Annotated in this window: 23 protein-coding genes and 1 tRNA gene; 13 read left to right on the forward strand and 11 right to left on the reverse strand. The window is 69.5% G+C overall.

What is annotated here, in order from left to right; translation table 11 throughout:
* Positions 1-65: 65 nt before the first annotated feature.
* Positions 66-341, forward strand: a complete 276-nt coding sequence (locus BW982_RS09435) for a hypothetical protein (RefSeq protein ID WP_076492617.1) — start codon at positions 66-68, stop codon at positions 339-341.
* Position 342: 1 nt separating this feature from the next.
* A complete protein-coding gene (locus tag BW982_RS09440; protein WP_076492619.1) occupies positions 343-696 on the forward strand; it encodes a UBP-type zinc finger domain-containing protein in 354 nt (117 codons plus the stop codon).
* Between the two features lie 455 nt (positions 697-1,151).
* On the opposite strand, the gene lanKC is transcribed toward BW982_RS09440, so the two are convergent.
* The 3 genes from lanKC to BW982_RS18515 form a co-directional block, all read right to left on the reverse strand.
* Positions 1,152-3,713, reverse strand: a complete 2,562-nt coding sequence (gene lanKC, locus BW982_RS09445; protein ID WP_076492622.1) for a class III lanthionine synthetase LanKC — start codon at positions 3,711-3,713, stop codon at positions 1,152-1,154.
* 198 nt (positions 3,714-3,911) lie between these two features.
* Entirely contained in the window at positions 3,912-4,595 is a 684-nt protein-coding gene (locus BW982_RS09450) for a response regulator (RefSeq protein WP_076492625.1), read from the reverse strand.
* 1 nt (position 4,596) lies between these two features.
* Entirely contained in the window at positions 4,597-5,904 is a 1,308-nt protein-coding gene (locus BW982_RS18515) for a sensor histidine kinase (protein ID WP_083696613.1), read from the reverse strand.
* Positions 5,905-6,090: 186 nt separating this feature from the next.
* On the opposite strand from BW982_RS18515, the gene BW982_RS18210 reads away from it, so the two are divergent.
* Complete coding sequence (locus BW982_RS18210) at positions 6,091-6,354, forward strand: hypothetical protein (RefSeq protein ID WP_175611074.1); 264 nt, start codon at positions 6,091-6,093, stop codon at positions 6,352-6,354.
* Positions 6,342-6,743: a type II toxin-antitoxin system VapC family toxin gene (locus tag BW982_RS18215; protein ID WP_175611075.1), complete on the forward strand. Its 402-nt coding sequence runs from the start codon at positions 6,342-6,344 to the stop codon at positions 6,741-6,743. Before BW982_RS18210 ends, BW982_RS18215 begins: the two co-directional genes overlap by 13 nt.
* 38 nt (positions 6,744-6,781) lie before the next feature.
* On the opposite strand, the gene wecB is transcribed toward BW982_RS18215, so the two are convergent.
* Both wecB and BW982_RS09475 read right to left on the reverse strand, forming a co-directional pair.
* The gene (gene wecB, locus BW982_RS09470) at positions 6,782-7,963 is read right to left on the reverse strand and encodes a non-hydrolyzing UDP-N-acetylglucosamine 2-epimerase (RefSeq protein ID WP_076492636.1); all 1,182 of its coding nucleotides are present in this window, start codon (positions 7,961-7,963) and stop codon (positions 6,782-6,784) included.
* A gap of 126 nt (positions 7,964-8,089) precedes the next feature.
* The gene (locus tag BW982_RS09475) at positions 8,090-9,097 is read right to left on the reverse strand and encodes an Lrp/AsnC family transcriptional regulator (RefSeq protein WP_076492638.1); all 1,008 of its coding nucleotides are present in this window, start codon (positions 9,095-9,097) and stop codon (positions 8,090-8,092) included.
* Positions 9,098-9,203: 106 nt separating this feature from the next.
* Here BW982_RS09475 and BW982_RS09480 point away from each other — a divergent pair, with 106 nt between their 5' ends.
* Positions 9,204-11,060, forward strand: coding sequence for a sigma-70 family RNA polymerase sigma factor (locus BW982_RS09480; protein WP_083696615.1), 1,857 nt, complete (start codon positions 9,204-9,206; stop codon positions 11,058-11,060).
* A gap of 19 nt (positions 11,061-11,079) precedes the next feature.
* Here the strand turns inward: BW982_RS09480 and BW982_RS09485 are convergent, their stop codons facing one another.
* From BW982_RS09485 to BW982_RS09500, 5 genes are all read right to left on the reverse strand, one after another.
* Positions 11,080-11,799 carry a hypothetical protein gene (locus tag BW982_RS09485; RefSeq protein ID WP_139327389.1) on the reverse strand — a complete coding sequence of 240 codons (720 nt, stop codon included), beginning with the start codon at positions 11,797-11,799 and terminating at the stop codon, positions 11,080-11,082.
* 17 nt (positions 11,800-11,816) lie between these two features.
* The gene (locus BW982_RS09490; RefSeq protein WP_076492644.1) at positions 11,817-13,169 is read right to left on the reverse strand and encodes an XrtP-associated glycosyltransferase; all 1,353 of its coding nucleotides are present in this window, start codon (positions 13,167-13,169) and stop codon (positions 11,817-11,819) included.
* Positions 13,169-13,738: an exosortase/archaeosortase family protein gene (locus tag BW982_RS09495; RefSeq protein ID WP_076492646.1), complete on the reverse strand. Its 570-nt coding sequence runs from the start codon at positions 13,736-13,738 to the stop codon at positions 13,169-13,171. The genes BW982_RS09490 and BW982_RS09495 overlap by 1 nt, the downstream gene beginning before the upstream one ends.
* Positions 13,739-13,807: 69 nt before the next feature.
* Positions 13,808-13,975, reverse strand: a complete 168-nt coding sequence (locus BW982_RS18220) for a hypothetical protein (protein ID WP_175611076.1) — start codon at positions 13,973-13,975, stop codon at positions 13,808-13,810.
* 33 nt (positions 13,976-14,008) lie between these two features.
* The gene (locus BW982_RS09500) at positions 14,009-14,698 is read right to left on the reverse strand and encodes a hypothetical protein (RefSeq protein WP_076492649.1); all 690 of its coding nucleotides are present in this window, start codon (positions 14,696-14,698) and stop codon (positions 14,009-14,011) included.
* A gap of 237 nt (positions 14,699-14,935) precedes the next feature.
* Between BW982_RS09500 and BW982_RS09505 the strand changes: the two genes are divergently transcribed.
* Together BW982_RS09505 and BW982_RS18225 are read left to right on the forward strand one after the other, a co-directional pair.
* The gene (locus BW982_RS09505) at positions 14,936-15,124 is read left to right on the forward strand and encodes a hypothetical protein (RefSeq protein WP_076492651.1); all 189 of its coding nucleotides are present in this window, start codon (positions 14,936-14,938) and stop codon (positions 15,122-15,124) included.
* A gap of 8 nt (positions 15,125-15,132) precedes the next feature.
* The gene (locus tag BW982_RS18225; protein ID WP_175611077.1) at positions 15,133-15,303 is read left to right on the forward strand and encodes a hypothetical protein; all 171 of its coding nucleotides are present in this window, start codon (positions 15,133-15,135) and stop codon (positions 15,301-15,303) included.
* A gap of 119 nt (positions 15,304-15,422) precedes the next feature.
* On the opposite strand, the gene BW982_RS09515 is transcribed toward BW982_RS18225, so the two are convergent.
* Positions 15,423-15,506: transfer RNA gene (locus BW982_RS09515), tRNA-Leu, on the reverse strand.
* 153 nt (positions 15,507-15,659) lie between these two features.
* On the opposite strand from BW982_RS09515, the gene BW982_RS09520 reads away from it, so the two are divergent.
* The 6 genes from BW982_RS09520 to BW982_RS09545 are packed head-to-tail and all read left to right on the forward strand — an operon-like array spanning position 15,660 to position 22,839.
* Positions 15,660-16,397: an FHA domain-containing protein gene (locus tag BW982_RS09520; RefSeq protein WP_076492655.1), complete on the forward strand. Its 738-nt coding sequence runs from the start codon at positions 15,660-15,662 to the stop codon at positions 16,395-16,397.
* Positions 16,394-16,936, forward strand: a complete 543-nt coding sequence (locus tag BW982_RS09525; RefSeq protein ID WP_076492657.1) for an FHA domain-containing protein FhaB/FipA — start codon at positions 16,394-16,396, stop codon at positions 16,934-16,936. The genes BW982_RS09520 and BW982_RS09525 overlap by 4 nt, the downstream gene beginning before the upstream one ends.
* 9 nt (positions 16,937-16,945) lie before the next feature.
* Positions 16,946-18,184 (forward strand): PP2C family protein-serine/threonine phosphatase, encoded by a 1,239-nt coding sequence (locus BW982_RS09530; RefSeq protein ID WP_076492659.1) that lies wholly within the window; start codon positions 16,946-16,948, stop codon positions 18,182-18,184.
* Positions 18,181-19,581: an FtsW/RodA/SpoVE family cell cycle protein gene (locus BW982_RS09535; protein WP_076492661.1), complete on the forward strand. Its 1,401-nt coding sequence runs from the start codon at positions 18,181-18,183 to the stop codon at positions 19,579-19,581. The genes BW982_RS09530 and BW982_RS09535 overlap by 4 nt, the downstream gene beginning before the upstream one ends.
* Positions 19,582-19,627: 46 nt before the next feature.
* On the forward strand, positions 19,628-21,097 hold the full coding sequence (locus BW982_RS09540; protein ID WP_076492663.1) for a peptidoglycan D,D-transpeptidase FtsI family protein: 1,470 nt from the start codon (positions 19,628-19,630) through the stop codon (positions 21,095-21,097).
* Complete coding sequence (locus tag BW982_RS09545) at positions 21,094-22,839, forward strand: serine/threonine-protein kinase (protein WP_076492665.1); 1,746 nt, start codon at positions 21,094-21,096, stop codon at positions 22,837-22,839. Before BW982_RS09540 ends, BW982_RS09545 begins: the two co-directional genes overlap by 4 nt.
* Positions 22,840-22,857 lie beyond the last annotated feature (18 nt).

A 22,857-nucleotide genomic window follows, 5' to 3' on the forward strand; every position in this document is an offset into this window, starting at 1 on the left:
GATGGCGCCCCCGGCGGCCGCGAGTACGTTCGGCTGCACCGACGCGAGAACCGAGGAGCACCACGATGTCCGACACGCACGACCTCACCGAGAACCACCGCACGACCCTGTTCCACCTCGAGCAGCACCCCACCTCGCACAACCTCGAGTGGCACGACGTGCTCGGGTTGCTGCGCGAGGTCGGCGAGGTCGCCGAGGAGCACAACGGCAAGGTGAAGGTCCGCCTGGGCGACACCGTCCTCGTCCTCACTCCCCCGCGGCACAAGGACATCGACGAGCAGACGGTGCTGGACATCCGCCGCGCCCTCCGCGACGCCGGCTACACCACGGCGGAGAAGTGACATGGGCGACGACCGGGATGCCATCCGCCCCGAGGTCCCGCCGAGCGGCACGGGATGCGTCGAGTGCGAGGCCGAGGGCTCGTGGTGGCTGCATCTGCGCCGGTGCGCCGAATGCGGTCACATCGGGTGCTGCGACGACTCCCTGAACCGGCACGCGACGCGGCACGCCCACACGAGCGGGCATCCGGTGATCCAGAGCTTCGAGCCGGGCGAGGACTGGTTCTGGGACTACCGCACCGCGGCGTTCATCGACGGACCCCTGCTCGCCCCGCCGCGTAGTCATCCCGTGACCCAGCCCGTCCCCGGGCCGGCCGGGCGCGTCCCCGCCGACTGGCAACGGCTGCTCGACGACTGACCCTCATCCGATCGGATGACATTTCGGGTCGGTCTGTTCGCGACGGTGAGGCGCCGGACGGGCGGGATCCAGCGGAATTCCTCGGAATTCGGGTCGGCGAGGTGAATGTTCGGGCGCCGATGGGGTGAATCGCGGGGTTACCGTCGGCACGCAGGGACACTCCGCTCACGCGTCGATGGTCTCGATGCAGGCGGCATCCGTTCGGGTCGGATGCCGATGCGGGCGGGGGCCGGAGTTGGGGGCGGCCCTCGCCCCTCCCTGCCCCGCCGAAGACGAAAGATGCGGGCGACGGCGCCGTGGCCCCGTGCCCGCACCTTCGGTCTCGGTCTAGTGGCAGAGGCCGGTCGATGTGCTGCTGTAGCAGATCCCGGTGCTCCACGAGCTCGCGAAGACCTCGCTGCGCTCGGACTCAGCGCGCTCGAGCGTCTGCAGGGAGAGCAAATATCCCATCGGTGTCACCCCCTCTCCGATGTCATGACCGCGCGGGCGGCGTGGACCGGGGGGAGGTCGAGGAACGGCAGCGTGCGGCGCTGACCGTCGCGGACGGCGGCGAGCGCCCACAGCACGCCCGCCGATCCGGTTCCGAGGTCGCACGAGAGCCGAAGAAGCGCGCGACCGGGATACCCGGTGCCCACCGGCCGCGGGATCGCGTGGAGCGTGAGGGACCGTTCGTGGCGGACGCGAACGCGGGCGACGGCGGCATCCTCCGTGCCGTCCGCCGCGCGCGGCATCCCGGCAAGGAAGAGGAGGAGACCCGCGCGGCCCTGGAAGAGGCCGGGTTCGAGGACGAACTCGGGTTCAGCGGCACGCGCGAGCGAGCGGAGCTGCGAGGCGAGAGGTGTCGCCGGGTGTCGTTCGATCACTGCGGCGAGAGCATGCCCCACGCCGGCGGAACCGGAGCCCAGGTACGGCAGCAGACGCCAGCCCTCGTTCATCTGCAGGGAACCGTCGGACGCCCGCAGACAGCTCTCGAGATCCTGGCGGACGGCCGCCTCGGCCAGCGCCAGGAGTGCGGTGTCGGCCTGGCGGTCGTACAGGGACAGAGCCACGATCGCGGCGCCACTGGGTCCGCGGAGCAGCCCGCCGGCCCCGGTCGCCACCTTCCCTGGCCCGGCGCCGGCCCATCCGTCCGCGCGATCGGCCGCTTCGTCGAACATGTGGCGAGCGACATCGACGAGCTCCGGATGCCGCCCCGCTGAACGCAGCAACCCCAGTGCGGTGCCCAGCGGTCCGCCGTACAGACCCGGCGAGCTCCATCGGAGCGGCGCATCGAGGCAGCGCGCGATCGCTTCATCCGCGTGGGCTTCGTCGCCGAGCTCCTCCCACGCCGCCGCGGCGCCCGCCAGTCCGTCGAACAGACCGGACTGCGGCGGCGCGGTCCGCATGGCGCGGGCCGCCCACCCGGCCGCGTCTTCCGGGACGGTGCCGGTCGCGGCGTGCAGCGCGAGGAGGGGGCCGAGGGCCCCGTGCGCGACCGCGTACGCGGGCTCGTCGAACTGCGCGGGGTCGCCCGGCCACAGCCGGTCCTCCCGCTCGGGGGTGGCATCCGCGACGAGCTGTCGCGCGGCGGCCGCGATCCGGTCGTCCCGATCCACGGCCTCGGCCGGGAGGACCGGATCGGCGGCGAAGCCCAGCGCGTCCCGGTCGGCGGCGCCCAGCCCGAAGCGCTCGACGACCCACGCCCGCACCTCGCGCTCCTTCTCCACGTGCAGGTCGAGGACCGGCGTGAGCGGTGCGAACAGGAAGAGCAGGATCCGACGCAACGCGAACAGGTCGCCCGCCCGCCCGGCGCGGGCCTCGGGCTCGGCGAAGTCCGGGGCCACGAAACCGGGTGCCCCGATGGCGACCGGCGCGTTCTCGGCGGCGCTCCGCGCCATCTCGAAGTCGATGAGGGTGACGGCCCCGTCGTCGTCGACCAGGACGTTGCCCGGGTGCAGATCTCCGTGCGAGAAGCCGGCGGCGTGCACGTCGTCGACCACCCGGGCGATGCGGGCGGCCAGCGCCACGGCCCACCGCCGATACTCCGCGACGTCGGACGCGGTGCAGTCGGCGGAGACCAGCGGATGCCGAGCGACCACCGCCTGGTGCAGCGGCACGCCCCGCGCGCGGCCGAGCACGAGGTAGCGGTGCCCCAGCGCCTCGAACTCGCGGATCAGCTCGACCGTCCCCGGCGCCGCGATCGTGCGCAGGGCGTGGGCTTCGCGCGCGGCACGATCCACGGCGGTCAGGCCGTCGACCGTGACGCCGGCGAACGGCCGGGCCTCCTTCACCACGGCGTCACGCCCGCCCTCGACGGCCGTGTAGACGCCCCCGGCGTTCGAATGGTGGAGCACTCCCGTGATCTGCGGGAACCCGTCCGGGGGCCGGAGCTCGCCGAGTTCCCGTACCGCATCGCGCAGGAACGGCGGGATCTCGACCCAGGAGGGCGGCTCGAAGCCCGGGCTGCGGACGTCGGGCACGAGGTGCCCGTCGGGGTGTCTGACCGCGGGGGTCGGTACGCCGTCGACCTCGATCAGCATCCGAAGGAACCCGCCGTACCGCACGAACACGGGCCCGCGGGTCCATCGCAGATCGGACAGGATGTGCGGTCCGTCGAAATCGGCCGTCCGCCGTCCGAGTTCCCTCAGCGATCGCTCGAGCTCTCCGATGGTGGAGGGATAGATCGTGACGAACTTGCCCGACCCCTCGCGACCGGCATCCTTGCCGTTCGAGGCGGCGAGCACGCTCTCGCGGGACAGGTGCTTGAACGGGATACGCCCACGCACGCAGTGGTCGGAGACGATCCGCAGAATCGCCGGCGCCGCAGCCGGGGTCGTGCTGAGGTGGATCTTCCACCCCTGTTCGGGGAGGACCGCCCCGGCGGGCTCGTAGTACGTCCAGATGCCGTCATCCGCTCGACGCCACGACGCCGGCACCGTCGCGGCGAAAGCCGGGTCGTCGGCGGCGACGCGGGCGCGCCCGGGGTGCTCGTAGAAGATGCGGTCCGCGCGGGCGAACACCGGATAGATCGCGTCCATGCCCCGCCCACCGCCTCGCCCGCGCCGGAAGGCCACGGCGCGTGGACATGGTGTGCGGGTGCGCGGACGCGCGCTGCCGCGTCGGGGCCGACTCCGTGGTCGCCGAGGGCGCGGCGCGCCCAGAGGATTGGGCAGGTCAACCGATGAATCTCCGACATTCCGCCCCCACGCCGCCCCGCGGGGGACGGTCGGCGGAAATCATCCGATCGGATGAGCCGTGAGCACCGATCGGACGCGCACTCCCCAGAGCGCGAGCTGAGTGCGATCGGCGGCACCGACCTTGCGCATCGACGACTGGACGTGGCTGCGGACGGTGTTCACCGAGACGACGAGCTCCGCGGCGAGCTGCTCGTTGGAGGTGATGCCATCGCTGAGCAGGCTCACGACGCGCGCCTCGGACGGGCTGAGGGATGCCGCTCGCGCGCGGTCCTCCGCCGTGACCCGGCGGCGGGCGATGTCGGTGAGCACCGACCGTGTCACGCGCGACGACATCAGGGCATCGCCGCGGTGGGCGGCGCGGATCGCGTCGACGAGTTGAGAGCTGTCATGGGTCTTGAGGAGGTACCCCGATGCCCCGCTGTCCAGCGCGCTCATCACCAGGTGATCCTCTCCGTGGCTGGTCAGCGCGATCACGCGGGTGACGCCGTACGACTCCTCGACCACGGCGCGCGTGGCGTCGATGCCGTTCATCTCGGGCATCTCCAGATCCATCAGGACCACGTCCGCGTGCTCGGCGATCGCCGCCTTCACGGCATCCCGCCCCGTCCCGGCCTCGCCGACGACGACGATCCCGTCCGCGTGCTCCAGTCGCAGTCGGACGCCCCGACGGAAGGGTCGGTTGTCGTCGGCGATCAGCACGCGGATCGATCCGCTCTCGGTCACGTCATGCCTCCATCGTCCGGGGAAGCGGGATGTCCACCTCCACACGCCAGCCCCCCGCCCCGTCGGAACCCGCCTCGAGCGTCCCGTCGACCAGGGTGAGCTTCTGGCGCAGGCTATCCAACCCCCAGCCCAGTCCGAGACCGGGTTCGCCGTCGCGGAGGCGCCGGGGAGCATCGTTGTGCACCACCGTGACCAGGCGTTCCGGCGCGACGTGGATCCGGATGCGGACCGGTGCGCCGGCCGCGTGCTTGGCGGCGTTGGACAGCGCTTCCTGGATGGCGCGGTACGCCGTCGTCGAGACCACCGCCGGCAGCGTCTCCGGGTCGCCCTCGGTTTCGGCCGAGACGTCCTTGCCGCGTTCCCGCCAGAACTCGACGAGCCCGTCGATGTGGCGGAGATCAGGCGTCGGCGTATGCGCGGTGGCCTCGACCGCCCGGAGATCGCCGAGCGCGCCGTAGAGACTGGCCGCGGCGTAGCGCCCCTCGGCCCGCACCTCGTCGATGAGCTGGAGCGCCTGCTGGGGGTGCGCGGGCGCCAGGTCGGCGGACGCGTCGCACAGCGACACGAGCCCCGCGAGGTGCTGGCCGGCGACGTCGTGGAGCTCCTGCGCGATCCGACCCCGTTCCGCGGTCCTCGACGCCTCGATGGCCTCGGCCTGCTGCAGCTGGAGGTCGGCGGCCCGCCGACGCTCCCGCTCGGCCCGACGCTCGAGCACGGCGTAGAGGATGCCGAGCGCGACGCCCGCGAAGGAGACGGACGCCAGTGCGACGCCCTCCGTGAGCAGGAAGCTGACGACCGCTTCCGGCGGCGCGCCCACGCTCGCCGCCCATCCGCCCAGCGCCAGGCACGCGACGACGACGACGGAGGCCGCCCACGGCGCCGCCACCGCGACGGGCCGGGCGGCACCGAGCGCGAACATCGAGATCCCGACGACCAACTGCATCGGAGTCGCCCAGGTGGGCACGCCGAGCACCACGGCCACCAGCAGGTAGCACGCGGTCGTGCCGAGCATCGCGAGCTCGGGCCGCGATGCCGCACGCGACACGCAGATCGCCTGGACGAGACAGACGAGGGCGGTCAGCGCGATGACCACCTGCGGCGGGAGGGTGTGCGTCCACTGTCCGGTACCGCTCGAGATGGCCAGGATCGGATCGCTGCACACCTGCACCACCGTCGCCGCGAACACCACCGCGACGAAGACCGGAGACGTCATCGTGCGGGCGACACCGCTCGTCGACGGAGTCGACGGGTCGCCCTCGTCCGCCGCGGGCTCGGGAATCGCGCGCGTTTCCGTCGTGCGGGACGTCATCGAACGGCCGGTCGGCAGGGGGTGGACGGCGATCGGTGCGGGAGCCTCATATGCGGCATTCTCGCCTTCCCGCGGCGCGAGACGGACGGGGCGAGCCGATGAGGCCGTCATTTCCACTGCCCGCCGCCGTGAGGGTCGTGGAATCCGGAAGGTGGTGCACCTGCGCCAGAGTGGTACACTCACTCCATGCCGACGACTCGGATGCGCACGCAGGTCACTCACACGGCCGAGATCGAAGAGGCGCTGCGCATCGCACGACTTCGATGGCCCGGAGAAAGCCCCTCCGTCCTGCTGACTCACCTCGTACTGGAGGGCGCCCGGACGATCGAGGCGCTCGAGCCCGCAACGGTGGCGGCCCGGCGCCGGAGCATCGACGCACTCGTCGGAGAATTCGCCGGCATCTCCCCCAAGGGCTACCTCGAAGAGCTGAGGGCCGAGTGGCCCGAGTGATCGTCCTGGATGCCGGAGTGATCATCGCCCTGCTCTCCCCCGGCGACGCACATCACGAGCGTGCGAAGAGGCTGATCACCCTCGAACGCGGTCCCTTCCTGATGCACCCGCTCACGGCCGCCGAGACACTGGTCGGTGCCGCGAAGCAGGACAAAGACGCCGCATTGTGGTCTCGTCTGCAGAGCCTGGGCATCGAGGTGGCCGACATCGGTCCCACCGAGCCGCTGCTGCTCGCCCGCCTGCGAGCCGATCACGGGATGAAGATGCCGGATACGTGCGTTCTCGCGGTCGCGCACCACGCTCGGTTGCCGCTGGCCACTTTCGATGACCGCCTGGGTGCCGTCGCGGATACCGTCGGCCTCCGCCACCCGATCCCCGACGCGGCCTGACCGTCGCTCCCGTCGTTCGGGCTCCGTCGAGACAGACATCATCGCGTGGCGGAGCCGGAGTCCATGACCGCGTCGGACGGCGCCTCCTGCCCGGCATGATCGCTCGCGAGCCGCAGCGCCACGGCCGGCTCTCGCCCCTCCGCGATGAGACGCGCGACTGCGGCGATGCGCAGGCTGGCCGCGCCGTCGCCGTAGGGGGTGGGGACGGAGGGATCGGGACGATCGGAGCGGAGCAACCGCGCCACGGCGGTGGCGATGTCCGTCCCCGGACGAACCAAAGTCGCCCACCCCGCGTCGACGGCCTCAGGACGCTCCGTGCTCTTCCGGACGACCGCCACGGGCACCTTCAGGACGGTCGACTCTTCCTGGACGCCCCCCGAGTCGGATACCACGACCGTCGCGGCCGAGAGCACCTGCAGGAAGTCCGCTGACCCGGGTGACGGGTGCATGATCAGGCCGTTCGTCTCCCGCTGCAACCCGAAACGCTCGATCGCCGCGCGGGTACGCGGATGGACGAAGAAGAGCACCGGCATCGCCAGGCCCTGCAGACCCCGCAGGACGCGCGCGAGCGCCGGAGCGGAATCCGTGTTCTCCGGGCGGTGAATCGTCGCGACCGCGAAGGCCGGCGGGATCGACCCGTTCGGAAACCAGGATGCCACCGGGCGTGCGCTCTGACGGATGGCCCGGTGAGTGGCCTCCACGACCGTGTTCCCGGTCACCATGACGCGCTCGCGGTCGACACCCTCATTGATGAGATTGACGGCGCTGCGGCGAGTCGGAGCGAAGTGCACATCGGACAGTGCGCCCGCGACGAGGCGGTTGATCTCTTCCGGCATCGCCCGGTCGTAGGAGCGGAGTCCGGCTTCGACGTGACCGACGGGGATGCCGAGATAGTTCGCCGCCTGAGCCGCCGCGGAGACCGTGTTGGTGTCTCCTTGGACGAGCACGATCCCGGGCCGCTGCTCTTCGAAGACCCGGGTGAGGCCGACCAGCATGCGGGAGATCTGCTCGGCCCGCGACTTCCCCCCGACCCCGTCCAGGCGCACGTCGGGCTCACCGATGCCGAACACGGCCCGGTACTGACCGGAGAGCTCGTGGTCGTAGTGCTGACCGGAGTCGACCACGAACGCATCGTCGACCAGCTGCGTGATGACTGGCGCCAGCTTGATGATCTCCGGTCTGGTGCCGTAGACGACGGCGACCTTCCCGGCGAGACTCATCGCGCACCCCTGGGCTCGACTCTGACCATCTCGAATTCCTCGCATCCGCTCATTCCGATGCGCCCGACACGGGCGCTGAAGAGAGGAGCGCGCCGCGCATCGAAAATGACGCGGATCCGAGACGGCTCAGCGCAGATCGATCGACGCGATCTCGGCCACGTCGCCCTGCGCATCGAAGATCCGGGAGAGTTGCCGCACGTGATGGAGCACGACCATGCGGGCCACGATGCGGATTTCCGGGTCCGCCCGCTGGACGCTCGCCTCGAAGGGTTCCAGAGCCGCCAAATGGGGAAGGGCGACCTCCACGAAGAGGTTGTAGTCGCCCGCAACCAGACTCACCGAGATCACCCCGGCGAAGCGCGCGATGGTGCGCACCACCTCGGAGACACCGACCGGGGGGACCCGGACGCCCAGCCACACCAGAACCCCGCCCACCGATGCGGACGGGGCGAGAAGGGCACGCACGCGCAGCGCGCCTTCCGCGTCGAGTCGACGCAGTCGACGCGCGACGGTGGACGGCGGCGCGCCGGTCGTGCGAGAGAGCTGCGCGATCGATGCACGACCGTCGCGAGCGAGCTCGACACAGATTCGCCAATCGAGGTCGTCCACGGGCACTGCCGACGGGACGATGGTGCCCCGGCGCGGCTTCGGGAGGATCCGACGAGCGCTACGCGACAGAGCCCCGGCCGCCGCGAATCCCCCCTCCGCGTGGACAGCGACAACGGGATGCGCGACGACTCTCTCCACGTTCGGGATGCGCGGAAGGCGATCGAGAATGAAGGAGTTGAGGCCTGCAGCGCTCGTCGCCACAGTCACGACGAAGATCGAGCTTCGTCCGCTGACGATATCGACGCGCAGCGCATGCGAATCACGGGCCACCCTCGACGCGACGTCCCGAACGCGATCCGCACGGCATGCGATCTCGACGAACGCCCCGCGGCCTTCCCGAGTGAACAACGGATACGACGTGATGTACGCACGGTTCGCTGCTCGCATCGCCTCCCATCTCCGCGCAGCCGTGGCCGCGTCGATTCCGACTGCAGCGCCCACCGTCGTCCACGACGCGCGGGGAGCGAGCTCGAGCGCGTGGAAGATCGCCAGGTCGATTTCATCGGGGACGGTCGATTTCTGCATGGAGAGGGCCAATCAAGGGTAGTTCGTGCATTTTCACAAACGAGAAGAAGTCCTTGTGATCATTCGTTTGGTCGTTTACCCGAAACGACCGAAGGAGCTGCGCAGAATGACGCAAACCGCACAGTCCCCGGCAGAAGGTCATCTCCTCGATTCCGCCAGAGCCGGATCGTCCGAGGCGATGCGCGAATTGTGGCGACAGCACCACAGTGCGGCGCGGCGATATGCCGCCACTCTGACTCGTCGTTTCGACCCGGAGGACCTGGCATCCGAGGCATTCCTCCGGATCTTCTCGGCACTGCAGAAAGGCGGGGGCCCGACCGGGGCCTTCCGCCCCTATCTGTTCGTCACGATCCGCAACGTCGCGGCTCGATGGGCCAAGCTTCCCGGGGAACGGTCGCTCGATGACATCGAAGAGCCCGGTTATGACGCGGAGATGGGCGCTTCCCTCGTCGCGCTCGCCAACCGGGCCAAGCTGCAGGAGGCGTTGCGTTCCCTTCCCGATCAGTGGCAGCAGATTCTCTGGGCGACGGAGATCCAGGGGCAGCGACCCGCCGAACTGGCGCAACGGTTCGGACTGCAGCCCAACAGCGTCGCGGCGCTCTCGTACCGTGCACGAGAAGCCTTGAAGCAGGCGTGGGTACAGGCCCACGTCGGGGAGGACCTGGGGACCGGCGAACACCGTTGGGTGCGAGAGCGCGTCGGGCGGTACGTCTGTCTCGCGCTGACACCGCGCCAGCGAGCGCGGTTCCAGGCTCATGTCGATGACTGCATCCCGTGCTCCGCGGTGATCCGCGACGCGGGCCACCTGGCGGTCCTGCCGATCGGGGTGAGCGTGATCGTCCTCCTGGCCGGCGTCACCGGACCCGTCTTCGTGGAACCCCCCAGCGCCAGCGCCGCACCACTGACAGCAACGACCGCTCGTCGACGACGCCCGTCGGTACGCACGCTGTCCCGCGCATCGCTCTCCGGGATCACGGCGGCGCTGACAGCAACCGGAATCGTCGCCGCAGCAGCGATCGCCTCGTTGGTCGCCTGGGGCGCCCTCTCGGCCCCCCTCCCCGAGCCGACCACCGCATCTGCTGCCGCGCCTGCCGCCGCGCCCGCGCCCACCAGCCTGGGTGCCCCTGCAATCCCCCCGACGGTCACCACCGCCGAGCCAGCCGGGCCGACGCCCCCCGCCGAGGCCGATCCCGTGTGGATCCCGGCACGCACGGAGCCCTCGACTTCGCCGTTGGCGAGCCGTGAGGCCGGCCGCGTCGAGAACGCCGAGCAGACGGCATCCCCGAGCTTGTCGAGCGTGTTCACGCTCTCGAGCATTCGAGCGGGTGGCCAGGGGATCGCCACCGTCGCGATCGAGAACGACGGTCCGCCTCTGACCCAGCGCACGGGCGGAGTCGCGGGCTCCTCCGCGATCTTCCAGGCACCCGCCGGCACGAGGTTCCTGCCCCAGGAGGTTCTCGTCAACGACTACGAATATGGCGGGGCGGGCAGATCGGCATCCGCGCTCGCATTCACCGGCTGCGTCGGTGACGCCGACGGCTCGGTTCTCCGATGCGACGTCACCGCCGTCAACGAGGATGCCACCGACCCTCGGGAATGGGTCTGGCGCACGGGTGACACGCGCCGGATCTACCTGCGACTCGCCGTTGCCGACGAAATCCCCTCGGGTTCCTTCGACGGCTCCGCCCATCTGGAACTGACGACCACGGCGGGCGAGCGAGCGTTCGACCGCGAGTGGACCGTCGACGTACCGCCCGCTCCCCCGGCGGGCGCCCCGGCGGTCGACACGATCGATCCGACCGGCGACGCGATCGCCGTCACCGGGCACACGGCGCCGGGACGCGCGGTGAAGGTCCGCGCGGCGTCCGCCGTCATCGGCACGGCCGTCGCCGATGCCGAGGGCCGGTGGGCGATGACCGTGCCCTGGGGCACCACGGGTGAGCTGACGGCGGAGGACGGCTGAGGCGACCGACCGCTCCGCCTCAGTGATCTGACGTCGCACCCTCGGCTGTGCTCCCCTCCTCGGCCGTGTCCTCGGCGAGCGCGGCGCCCCAGAAGAGCGTGATCGCGGCCAGGAGGATCGCCCCGGTGACCATCACCACGATCGATTCGATGATCCCGTCGGCCCACGCGTGCACGGGCGCGGTCGCGATGAGACCGACGACGCCCCCGAGCATGCCGACCAGTCGCTGGACCACGATCGACAGCGTCTGTTCGACGGCGAGGCACGACACGAGCATCCAGAAGTATCCGACAGCCATGACGGATGCCGCGAAGCAAACCACCCACCCGAGGAAGTAGCTGCTGGTCGAGGACCAGACGATCACTCCGGCCAGAAGTAGGGCCGCATGGGTCGCGAGCTGCACCGCGGTGGCGCGGAAGCGCGCGAGGTAGCGGGCGGTCAGTCGGCGCAGCAATGCGCGCTGAGCAACGGAGCGCACACCGAAGAGGACCGTCAGGAGAAGGAACACGCTCACTCGGAGCCAGAACGGACCATCGACCACGGTCGACCCCGCGAACTGCCACAGCAGCGCCGCCCCGGCGCCGACGATGGTCAGATCGACGATCAGGGTGAGCGCGTACAGGAGAGCGACGGCCGCACGGGGCGGCAGCCCGGACGAGCTCTTGCGTCGCTGCGGAGTCTTCTTCGACATGCGCGACGAGGAGGAGAGCGGGGCGGTGGCGGGATCGGACGTCTTCACGAGGGCTCCGTTTCGGATCATTGGTCTTTCGCCGTCGGTCCGACGACGTGGAGTTCAGCGTTGCGGCGGGTCTTGGCCCAGCCGTTCTTGCCGCGTACGACCCGCCAGAAGGCGCGCGCGGTCGACAGGAAGATGTAGAGCACGAAGATCCAGAGCCCGACACCGCGCGCGAGCGTCGTCGGCCAGCTCGAGCGTGGTTCGCACTGGACCTTGTAGAGCACCGCCCAGATGAAGAAGGGCGACAGGCCGAAGACGGCCCAGAGCACGATCGACAGGCCCAGGAAGGTCCAGTCGTCCGCGAGGCTCACGGGTGTCGCGATGAACGCGGCAGCGAGGAGTCCCCACAGCACGGCGAACACCACGGCGCCGATGAGCTGGATGAACGGGAGGAAGAGGTAGTAGACGCTCTCGAGAACCCCTCCGGAGTCGAAGTGCGACGAGCGGATGATCTCCGGCAGGTATTTGACGCACTGAATGTTGCCCTGCGACCACCGGGAGCGCTGCACGATGAGCCGCCGGAGGCTGGGGAGAGCCTCCTGGGCGACGTAGGTCGAGTGGACGTGGCGGTTCTCGTATCCCGCGAAGATGACGTGGAGCCCGAGTTCGTAGTCTTCCAACAGTGCGCCGTGCCACGGTCGTCCGAACTGTTCTGCGATGGCATCCAGGACGGACAAGCGCGTGAACTGGCCGTTCCCGCCCAGTCCGACCGTGCCGGTGCGCGAGCGTAGAGCCTGCATGGCCGGGATGATCGTGCGGAACTCCATGTCCTGCATGCGGATGAGGTACCGCGCCAGCATGTTCGCCGCGCGACCCTTGTGGGGGTACGGCTGCCGGTCGTCGCGGTTCTTCATCCAGACGGTGATCTGGGCGGCCCCCACCCGGGGGTCGCCGAAACAGGTGTCGGAGGCGACCGCGCTCAGGGCGGTGGATGCCATCTCCCCGTCGGCGTCGACCACGCAGACGATCACGCCCTCGCGGTCGGCATCCGAGCCCAGCCAGTCGTTCAGCGCGGCGTAGGCACTGTTGAGCGCGTCGCCCTTGCCGGTGCGCGCCTCGGGGCGGAATCGGCGGACGAGGTGCACATGATCGTCCGTGGCAGCGTGCGCGAGCACGATCGCGGCGGTTTCGTCGTCACTGTCGTCGTCGACGACCCACAGGTGCGCTCCGGGAAATCGCTCGCGCTGTCGGCGGATGGTCGTCGCGATCACCGCCTCTTCGTCGCGGCACGGCACGAAGATGTGCCACTGGAAGCGGTCAGGATCACCGGGGACCTCGGGCCTGCGTCGGATGAACGGGACGAGGATGAATGCCACGTACGTCAGGAACGAGACGGTCAGTACCAAGGAGATCGACGAGAAGAGCGACAGCATCAGACGGTGACGTTCCGTCGCGTTCGGCGTTGCCGGCTCGTCAGCAGGAACAGCAGGACGACACCCGCACAGAACCCGACGATGGCGAGGGCGGATCCCACGTACCGGTGTGAGATCTGGTATCCCACGTCCATTCCCCACGTCTGGCTCGCCCACCCGATCATTCCGAGCCGGAGCTGATTGGTCACGACGATGACCACGAACATGACCACGCCCGCCACGACCGCGCGAACGAGCGGTATCCGACGGACCAGCAGGATCACGCCGTAGACGACGAGAGCCGGGGCCAGCAGCACCGCCGCCGAACATCCCGGCGTGACGTGGAAGGCGATCGGCGTGCCGTCGACCTGGACGACGAAGTTGTCCCTCGCCGCGAGGACGCCCCCGGGCAAGAGCGGGTTCGTCCAGAATGCCGTCGCCAGGGCTTCGGCGGCGGTGATCCACTCGATGAAGACGAGGGATGCCGCAGCCGCGAGGATGGCGGCGAGAGCGAGGGCGCGCTGCCCCCACCCGGGTCGCGTCGCGCTGTCGTGCGTGCGGCTTCGACGCCGAAGCTGATCGGACGACATGGCGTCCTGCCTTTCTTCTTGCCGCCATGGGGTCCGATTCGTGCCTGAACGAATCGGACCCCATGGGTTCTAGGGGGTCGTGCGGTGGAGACGGTGCGTGCGGATCCGGAGCAGCACCCCGACGAAGAGCACCACCGCGGCGACCGCGAGGGCTGCCGTCGGTGAGACACCGCCGGTCGCGGCGAGGGTTCCACCGGTGATCAGCACGGGCTGCGCACCGGCGCCCGGGCTATACACGGCTGTTCCCTGCCGACTCTTTCCGCACGTCCATCAGACGCCCGCGGACTCGACGGAGCGCTTGCGACGGGTAGCCGCGAATCCGAGCGTCCCGAGAGCCAGCACGCCGGCCGCGGCGACACCGCCGCCCACCATCGGGTCGATCACCGGGCTGTCGGCCTGGGCGGGCGTCGAGAACCCGAAGGTCCCCTCACCCGAGGTCACGGACAGAGCGGTGGGAGCGTCCGTGCCGGTGCGGGTGACGACCATCCGGCCGTCGAACCGGGTGTTGAACGGAGCGTCCGCGTTCACCTGGATCGGCACCGTGTAGTACTGGTCAGGGGCGGAGGTGGCGTTGGCCGCCGCTGCGGGGATGGTCAGCCGGACGGTCGTCCAATCGCAGCTGATCTGAGTGGACGAGACGAGCGTGCAGTTGGCGGCCTTTCCCGTTGACACCACTGCACCACTCCCGTCGCGCTTGAAGTAGGTGACGTCGGCCGAGGGGAACGTCGATCCCTGCGGCGCGAAGAAGTCGAGCTTCGCGCCGTCGTTCGTGCCCGCGGCGGTCGATGAGACGACGGTCGGGGTGTACAGCGTGCCGGTCTGCCCGGGGCTCCGAACCTGGTTCGGATCCGCCGGGCCCACGGTCGTCGCCGCCGACGCACCCATCGCACTCCCCGACACGGCAGCGGCGACCAGAACCGCGACCGCGCCCGCCTTCCACGCTTTCGAAATGACGTTCATGTGATTTCTCCTCTGTCGGCCGATCTCTCGGTCGTGATCGATCGGCCCCGTACGGGGCCGACCGGGGCCGTGAATTACTGGGCCCCAGAGAGGGGATGTCGATCGCGCGACTCCATGACGCGATATTCGGGAATTGCCTGAACCTTCAACGGAATTCCCGGAGTCGCGTCATTTCCCGGCCGAATCGGTATCCCCCGTGCGGGCCCCACGAAGAACAGGTCCTGGAAGGAGAATCACGTGCTGAAGCACAACGCGCGATCGACGACGATCACGATGAGATCCGCCCTCGACGACCGCGCCACGGAGACCGAACGATCGTGGAACGTTCGGCATGCCCGCGGCTTCGTCATCGGTGTCGTCGTCGCGCTTGTCGGATTCTGGGTGCCGGTCGCGATCGCGATCAGCATCTGGCTTTCCGCGTCATGATGCGAGATGTGCCCGGAACGGGAGCCTCCCTTCCCGCACGCGGCTCCGCGATCGTCCGAGTCACCGTCGTCGACGAGAACGGCTTCACGCATCACTACGCCCCGATCGAGACGCGGCGAGACACCATCTCCGCGGCTCTCGCCCTGCTGTTCGGACTGTCACGGGTCGCCGGAGAGTGAGATGACTCCCGCCGAGCTCGACAGGTATGCGGAGGACACCGACAGAACCCGACCATGACGCGACTTCCCACACGGAAATGACGAAGGCCCCGGATGAATCCGGGGCCTTCGTCATTCTGTGCGCGAGGGGGGACTTGAACCCCCACGCCCTTGCGGGCACTGGCACCTGAAGCCAGCGCGTCTACCTATTCCGCCACTCGCGCGAGTCGTGGCATCCAGGGATGCCGCTCACTCAACTTCCCGAGAATATCACGGCCCCGGGCCCCCGACGAACCGTGTCCGGAGCCGGCATCCATGACCTGTCCAGCCGTGCTGACTACGATGTGCCTACTGGTCTGCCTGCCTGAAGGAGTCTCGTGGGACTACTCGACAGTTTCGAGAAGGGTCTCGAACGCGCCGTCAACGGTGCGTTCGCGAAGACCTTCCGCAGTGGCATCCAGCCGGTGGAGATCGCCTCCGCACTGCGGAGCGAGCTCGACAAGAACGCGGTCGTGGTCAGTCGTGAGCGCATCCTCGCGCCGAACGCCTTCACCGTGCGGCTGTCGCCCGCCGACGACGAGAAGATGAGCGCCCTCGGTTCGACCCTCGTGACCGAGCTCGACACCCTCGTGAAGAAGCACGCGCGCACGCAGGGCTACTCGTTCGCCGGTCCCGTCACGATCTCGATCGAGCGCGACACGTCGCTGTCGACGGGCACTCTGCGCGTCGATTCGCGCACCAGCGAGGGCCAGGTGTCGTGGCGCGGTGTCGTCGACATCAACGGCACGCGGCATCCGCTCGTGAAGGCCCGCACGGTCATCGGTCGGGGCAGCGACGCCGACATCACGATCCCCGACGCCGGTACCAGCCGCAAGCACGTCGAGATCCTGTGGGACGGCGAGCGCGCCATGGTCCGCGACCTCGGTTCCACCAACGGGACGACCCTCAACGGACGCAAGGTCTCCGAGGCCGCTCTCCCGCCGGACTCGACCATCTCGATCGGTCGCACCGATATCGTCTTCCGTGTGGTCGCGCAGGCACAGACCGCACGGCGAGCGGCGCCGTCCGATGCGACGCAGCTGTTCGACGTCCGCGACCGGGGGCCCCTGTCATGAGTCCACTGACTCTTCTTCTTCTTCAGGGCGGTTTCCTCGTCCTGCTGTGGTTCTTCGTGTTCGGCGTCGTCTATTCGCTGCGCGCCGACCTGTTCGGCGTGAAGGTCCGCAAGCTCCCCGAGCCCGCGGCATCCGCCGCTGCTCCGGCGGCACCGGCGCCCACGTCGTCACCGAACGCGGAGACCACGCAGGTCAAGCGTCCCGCCGCGCCGGTCGTCCCCCCGGTCGGCGGCCTCGCGACGACCGCGTCGGTGTCGCGCATCGTCATCACGAGCGGCCCCAAGGCCGGACTCGAGCTGCCGCTCGGCGCGGAACCCCTCACCATCGGCCGTTCGAGCGAGTCGGGTCTGGTCATCCGCGACGACTACACCTCCAGCCACCACGCGCGTCTCGTGCTGTGGGGAGACCAGTGGATGCTGCAGGACCTCGATTCCACCAACGGCACCACGCACGACGGCGCACGGGTGGCATCCCCGGTCCAGGTGAAGGTGGGCGCTCCGATCAAGGTGGGCGCCACGACCTTCGAGTTGCGGAAGTAACCCTCCTCCATGGTCTTCCAGGGCTCGAGCGCGGCCATCTCCCACACGGGCAAGGTGCGCTCCAACAACCAGGATTCCGGCTACGCCGGGTCCAACCTCTTCGTGGTCGCCGACGGCATGGGCGGTCACGCGGGAGGTGACGTCGCCTCGAGCCTGGCGATCGCGCGCCTGACCGAACTGGACCAGCCGTTCCCCAGCACCACGGCGGCCGAGCACGCGCTTCGCGACGCGCTCGCCGACACGGCGACGAACCTGATCGACACGGTCGCGCGGCGTCCGGAGCTGGCCGGCATGGGCACGACCGTCAGCGCGGTCATCATGGTCGACGACTACGCCGTCATCGGTCACATCGGCGACTCGCGGGTCTACCTGTACCGCGATGACACGCTCACCCAGATCACCACCGACCACACCTTCGTACAGCGTCTGGTCGACTCGGGCCGCATCACACCCGAAGAGGCGCGGTATCACCCCCGGCGTTCGGTGCTCATGCGCGTGCTGGGCGACATGGATCCCGACCCCGAGGTCGACACGTTCATCATGCCGACGCAGGACGGCGACCGGTGGCTGCTCTGCTCCGACGGTCTCTCGGGCGTCGTCGACGACGCACACACCACCAAGGCCCTCGCGCTGGGGATGCCGCCCGCCCGCACCGCGGACGCGCTGCTGAAGCAGGCGCTCGACGGCGGAGCCCCCGACAACGTGACGGTCGTGATCGTCGACGTGGGCGGCCAGCATCCGGTGTTCATCGGTACGCCGACGATCGTCGGTTCGGCCTCCAACCCCAGCGGAGTCGTCGTCTCGCCCGTGCGTCCGGCGCGATCGACGTGGCTGCACTCGGCCCGCCAGGCCGCGAACGAGCCGACGCACTTCGAGCCCGCCGCCGAGTTCCTGGAAGAGCTCATCGAAGAGGATCGCCGTCGCGCACGTCGCCGGCGACTGGGCTGGCTCGCCGCCCTCATCCTCGTGCTGGCGGCGATCGGGGCGGGCCTGTTCGCGGGCTACCAGTGGACGCAGACCCGCTACTACGTGGGGGCGGACGACAACTCGGTGGTCATCTATCGCGGCATCCAGCAGTCCATCGGTCCGCTGTCGTTGTCGACGGTGTACGAGGACACGAACATCGTGCTCGCCGACCTGTCGGACTTCGATCGGCAGACGGTGGAAGCGACGATCTCGGCGCGTTCCCTCTCGGACGCGGAGCTCATCGTGGATCGTCTGCGCCCGGAACCGGAGGCCACGGGATGACCGACCAGAAGCTGACGCGATCGGGAGAGGTGTCCACCGACACCGCCGTCATGCGCGCGTTGAAGAAGATCCGCACGCCCGCCAAGCAGCGCAACCGCGAGCTGGGTCTGCTGCTCTTCGCGATCGCGGTCTACGGCGCGGCGATCGTGCTGGTGCAGCTCGGAGTGAACGGGGCGGTCGAGTCCGGCTACCTTATGCTCGCCGGCATCCCCGCCCTGCTCGCCCTCGTGCTCCACGTGGTCCTGCGCCTGCGCGCCCGCGACGCCGACCCGTTCGTGCTTCCCATCGCGACCGTCCTGACGGGCCTCGGGATCGCGATGATCTACCGCATCGACCTCGCGGTGGGCCTGAAGGGGTGGGATGCCACGGCCATCCGCCAGATCGCCTGGGCGGCGATCGCGCTGGTGGCGGCCCTGCTCGTGGTGATCTTCGTCCGCAACTACCGCGTGCTGTTCCGCTACACGTACCTCTCGGGCCTCATCGGCATCCTGCTGCTCCTGCTCCCCTTCGTGCCGGGCCTGGGGACGGATCAGAACGCCGACGTGTGGGTGTCGCTCGGTTTCGTGTCGTTCCAGCCGGGAGAGCTCGCGAAGATCGCGCTCGCGATCTTCTTCGCCGGCTATCTGGTCCGCACCCGGGAGAGCCTCACGTCGACGGGAACCCGATTCCTCTTCATGACGTGGCCGCGCGCGCGGGAGCTCGGTCCGCTCCTGATCATCTGGCTCGTCTCGCTCGGGATCATCGTGCTCCAGCGCGACCTCGGCACGGGTCTGCTGATCTTCGGCATGTTCGTCGCGATGCTCTACGTCGCGACCGGCAAGACGAGCTGGGTGCTGATCGGCGTCGTGCTGGCCGCGACCGGGGCCTTCCTGGCATCCCGTGTCCTTCCGTACGTCAACGGCCGTTTCACCAACTGGCTCGACGCCTTCAACCCGGCGGTCGTCGACGCCGACGGCGGCAGCTACCAGCTGACCCAGGGCATCTTCGGGCTCGCGCACGGCGGACTCTTCGGTACCGGCCTCGGACAGGGGCGTCCGTACATCACTCCGCTGTCGCAGAGCGACTACATCGTCCCGAGCCTCGGCGAGGAGCTGGGTCTTGTCGGCCTGTTCGCGATCCTCGCCCTGTACATGGTCTTCGCCAGCCGCGGCATCCGCGTCGGTCTGGCCGGTCAGGACGACTTCGGCAAGCTCCTCGCGACCGGCTTCTCGTTCACGATCGCCCTGCAGGTGTTCATCATGGTCGGCGGTGTGACCCGGGTCATCCCGCTCACCGGCCTCACCACTCCGTTCCTCGCCGCCGGCGGATCATCGCTGGTGGCGAACTGGATCATCGTCGCGTTCCTCCTGCGCATCTCGGACGCCGTCCGCAGCCGCCCCCGGGTGGTGATCGGCTGATGAGCACCGTCCCGTCCGTCCGCACCCGAGCCCTGGAGGAGGCACCGTGACCAAAGAGCTCCGACGCCTCAGCATCGTCATGCTGGCGATGTTCCTCGCGCTGTTCGTGTCCACGAGCGTCATCCAGGTCGGTCAGGCCGCCAACCTCGCGAACACCCCCGGCAATCGGCGTGCGCTCTACGACTCCTACGAGGTCCAGCGCGGGTCGATCATCGCCAGCGGAACGGCGATCGCCTCGTCCGTCCCCTCCGAGGACGTCTACAGCTGGCAGCGCCAGTACGTGGATGCCGACATGTGGGCGCCCGTCACCGGCTACATGAATCCGGTGCTCGACGCGAAGACCCGGATCGAGTCCGCGGAGAACGCCGTGCTCAGCGGTTCCGACGAGAACGACTTCTTCAACCGGATCGAACGCACCGTCACGGGAGAAGTGCAGCGCGGGTCGAACGTGGAGCTCTCACTGGATGCCACGGTGCAGCGCGCCGCGTGGGACGCCCTCGGCGACCAGCAGGGCGCCGTCGTCGCGATCGAGCCGTCCACGGGGCGGATCCTCGCCATGGTGTCCAAGCCCAGCTTCGACACCAACACCCTCGCCGTGCACGACGCGGACGCGGTGAACGCCGCGTACGACCAGCTCACCGCCGACCCGTCGCAGCCTCTCGTGAACCGGGCCATCGAGGGCGACCTCAACCCGCCCGGCTCGACGTTCAAGCTCGTCGTGGCCTCGGCCGCGCTGGCATCCGGTCGGTACACGCCCGACTCGTCGTTCCCGAACGTCGCGTCGTACACGCTGCCGCAGTCCTCGAGTGTCGTGAGCAACGCCGGCGGCGGCACCTGCGGCGACGGCGACACCGTGACGATCGCGACGGCCCTGCGACTCAGCTGCAACATCCCGATGGCCGAGCTCGCGGTCGAGCTCGGCGATGACGCGATCCGCGCGGAGGCCGAGAAGTACGGCTTCAACTCCTCGTTCTCGATGGTCCCCGACTCGACCGCGTTCACCTCGACGCCCTCGACCTACCCCTCGACCCTCGACGCGCCCCAGACGGCGCTCAGCGGTTTCGGTCAGGGCCAGGTGCGCGCCACCCCGCTGCAGATGGCGATGGTGTCGGCCGGGATCGCGAACGGCGGCGTCGTGATGAACCCGCGCATGATCGACCGGGTGATCGGAACCGATCTGTCGGTGCGCAGCGAGGGCGCCAACAGCGAGTACGGCCGAGCGCTGGACACCAACCTCGCGGCGCAGATGGTCACGATGATGACGGCGAACGTCCAGGACGGCGCGGCGTCGAATGCAAGAATAGACGGGGTCCAGGTGGCGGGTAAGACCGGCACCGCAGAGAACGACACTCGTCCCTACACTCTCTGGTTCACCGGCTTCGCCCCGGCGGACGACCCGAAGGTCGCTGTCGCAGTCGTGGTGGAGAACGGTGGCGGCCAGGGTCAGAGCGGGAGCGGCAACGAGATCGCCGCCCCGATAGCGAAGAAGGTCATGGAGGCGGTGCTGGGCAAATGAGACCGACACAGGGAGTGACCTTCGGCGGGCGCTACGAGCTCGATTCGCGGATCGCCATCGGCGGCATGGGCGAGGTCTGGGAAGCGACCGACCACGTCATCGGACGCACGGTCGCGATCAAGATCCTCAAAGACGAGTACATGGGCGACCCCGGGTTCCTCGAGCGCTTCCGCGCCGAGGCCCGCCACGCCGCACTCGTCAACCACGAGGGCATCGCCAGCGTGTTCGACTACGGCGAGGAAGACGGCAGCGCCTTCCTCGTGATGGAGCTCGTGCCCGGTGAGGCGCTCTCCACGATCCTCGAGCGCGAGGGGTCGCTGTCGACCGACAAGACCCTCGACATCGTGGCTCAGACGGCCGCCGCTCTGCAGGCCGCGCATGCGGCCGGTCTCGTCCACCGCGACATCAAGCCGGGCAACCTGCTCATCACGCCCGACGGTCGTGTGAAGATCACCGACTTCGGCATCGCCCGCATCGCCGACCAGGTGCCGCTCACGGCGACCGGACAGGTGATGGGAACGGTGCAGTACCTGTCGCCGGAGCAGGCGTCGGGTCACCCGGCATCCCCCGCGACCGACATCTACTCGCTGGGCATCGTCGCGTACGAGTGCCTGGCGGGCAAGCGTCCGTTCACGGGCGAATCGCAGGTCGCCATCGCCATGGCGCAGATCAACGAGCAGCCCGCGCCGCTGCCCCCGACGGTCGCCGTCCCGGTGCAGAACCTCGTGATGGCGATGATCGCGAAGAAGCCCGACGACCGTCCGGCCTCCGCCGCAGCCGTCTCCCGCGCGGCCACCGCGCTGCGTCGCGGCGACCTCGCCGCGGCTGCCGGCGCCGTTCCCGCGATCGCCGCGGGTGTCGCCGTCGCCGATGAGGCGACTCAGCTGCTGACCGCGGGGCAGACCTCCGCCGCGACGCGTCTGCTGCCCGCGGCCGGCGCGACGTCGCTCCTGACCGAGCAGCACACCGAGGAAGACGCGCGCGCGCAGAAGAAGAAGCGCAGCCCGTGGACCTGGCCGCTGGTCGCGCTCATCGCGCTGCTGCTGCTGGTCCTGGGCGGCACGCTGTTCGCGGTCCTCAGCAACCAGAACTCCGCCGATCCCGCGCCGTCGGGCTCCGCGTCCGGCTCGTCGACTCCTTCCCGGAGCGCGTCGACGCCCTCGTCGACTCCGACGCCGTCCTCCCAGTTGATCGACGTGAACGCGCTCGGCCTGCCGGGCAAGACGTGCGACGAGGCCAGCAAGATCCTCGGTGACGCCGACCTCGGCGCCAACTGCGAGCCCGGCAACGCCGCGACCAACCCCGACCAGGTCGGCACGGTCGACACGGTGACGCCGACCGGTCGCGTCCCCGCGGGCACCGTCATCACGCTGCGCGTCTTCGGTGAGCAGACCCAGCTCCCCACCCCCGCGACCCCGACCATCCAGCCCAGCCAGGCCACGGCCGGCGGCACCGTCGAGGTCACCTGGCAGGCGTACACGTGCCCGTCCGGCACGGGGAACGTCGCGTCGTACAACTTCACCGCGACCCAGGGCACCTTCCAGAACGGTCAGTCGACCTCGTCGTTCGCTCCGGACGCCCGCAGCGCCCAGCTTCAGGTGAGCAACTCGCCCGGCCAGACGCTGAAGGTGACGTACACGGTGAGCTGCTCGGGCACGGACCGGACGGTCGAGTCCGGCGAGGCGACGGCGGCGATCACGGGCGGCAACACGCCCTCGCCCAACCCCAGCGCCTCCCGCTGACCCACCGAAGAACACGAT

Source organism: Microbacterium sp. RURRCA19A (assembly GCF_900156455.1).
Taxonomy (GTDB): Bacteria; Actinomycetota; Actinomycetes; order Actinomycetales; family Microbacteriaceae; genus Microbacterium.

Excerpts from the sequence above, each read along its gene's own strand:
- lanKC (WP_076492622.1), bottom strand. The coding sequence starts at position 3,713 with ATGGACGCGATCTATCCGGTGTTCGCCCGCGCGGACCGCATCTTCTAC.
- BW982_RS09525 (WP_076492657.1), top strand. The coding sequence starts at position 16,394 with ATGAGTCCACTGACTCTTCTTCTTCTTCAGGGCGGTTTCCTCGTCCTG.
- BW982_RS09545 (WP_076492665.1), top strand. The coding sequence starts at position 21,094 with ATGAGACCGACACAGGGAGTGACCTTCGGCGGGCGCTACGAGCTCGAT.
- BW982_RS18515 (WP_083696613.1), bottom strand. The coding sequence starts at position 5,904 with ATGACGTCCCGCACGACGGAAACGCGCGCGATTCCCGAGCCCGCGGCG.
- BW982_RS09440 (WP_076492619.1), top strand. The coding sequence starts at position 343 with ATGGGCGACGACCGGGATGCCATCCGCCCCGAGGTCCCGCCGAGCGGC.
- BW982_RS09480 (WP_083696615.1), top strand. The coding sequence starts at position 9,204 with ATGACGCAAACCGCACAGTCCCCGGCAGAAGGTCATCTCCTCGATTCC.
- BW982_RS09500 (WP_076492649.1), bottom strand. The coding sequence starts at position 14,698 with ATGAACGTCATTTCGAAAGCGTGGAAGGCGGGCGCGGTCGCGGTTCTG.
- BW982_RS09535 (WP_076492661.1), top strand. The coding sequence starts at position 18,181 with ATGACCGACCAGAAGCTGACGCGATCGGGAGAGGTGTCCACCGACACC.
- BW982_RS09490 (WP_076492644.1), bottom strand. The coding sequence starts at position 13,169 with ATGCTGTCGCTCTTCTCGTCGATCTCCTTGGTACTGACCGTCTCGTTC.
- BW982_RS09435 (WP_076492617.1), top strand. The coding sequence starts at position 66 with ATGTCCGACACGCACGACCTCACCGAGAACCACCGCACGACCCTGTTC.
- BW982_RS09530 (WP_076492659.1), top strand. The coding sequence starts at position 16,946 with ATGGTCTTCCAGGGCTCGAGCGCGGCCATCTCCCACACGGGCAAGGTG.
- BW982_RS09475 (WP_076492638.1), bottom strand. The coding sequence starts at position 9,097 with ATGCAGAAATCGACCGTCCCCGATGAAATCGACCTGGCGATCTTCCAC.
- BW982_RS18210 (WP_175611074.1), top strand. The coding sequence starts at position 6,091 with ATGCCGACGACTCGGATGCGCACGCAGGTCACTCACACGGCCGAGATC.
- BW982_RS09495 (WP_076492646.1), bottom strand. The coding sequence starts at position 13,738 with ATGTCGTCCGATCAGCTTCGGCGTCGAAGCCGCACGCACGACAGCGCG.
- wecB (WP_076492636.1), bottom strand. The coding sequence starts at position 7,963 with ATGAGTCTCGCCGGGAAGGTCGCCGTCGTCTACGGCACCAGACCGGAG.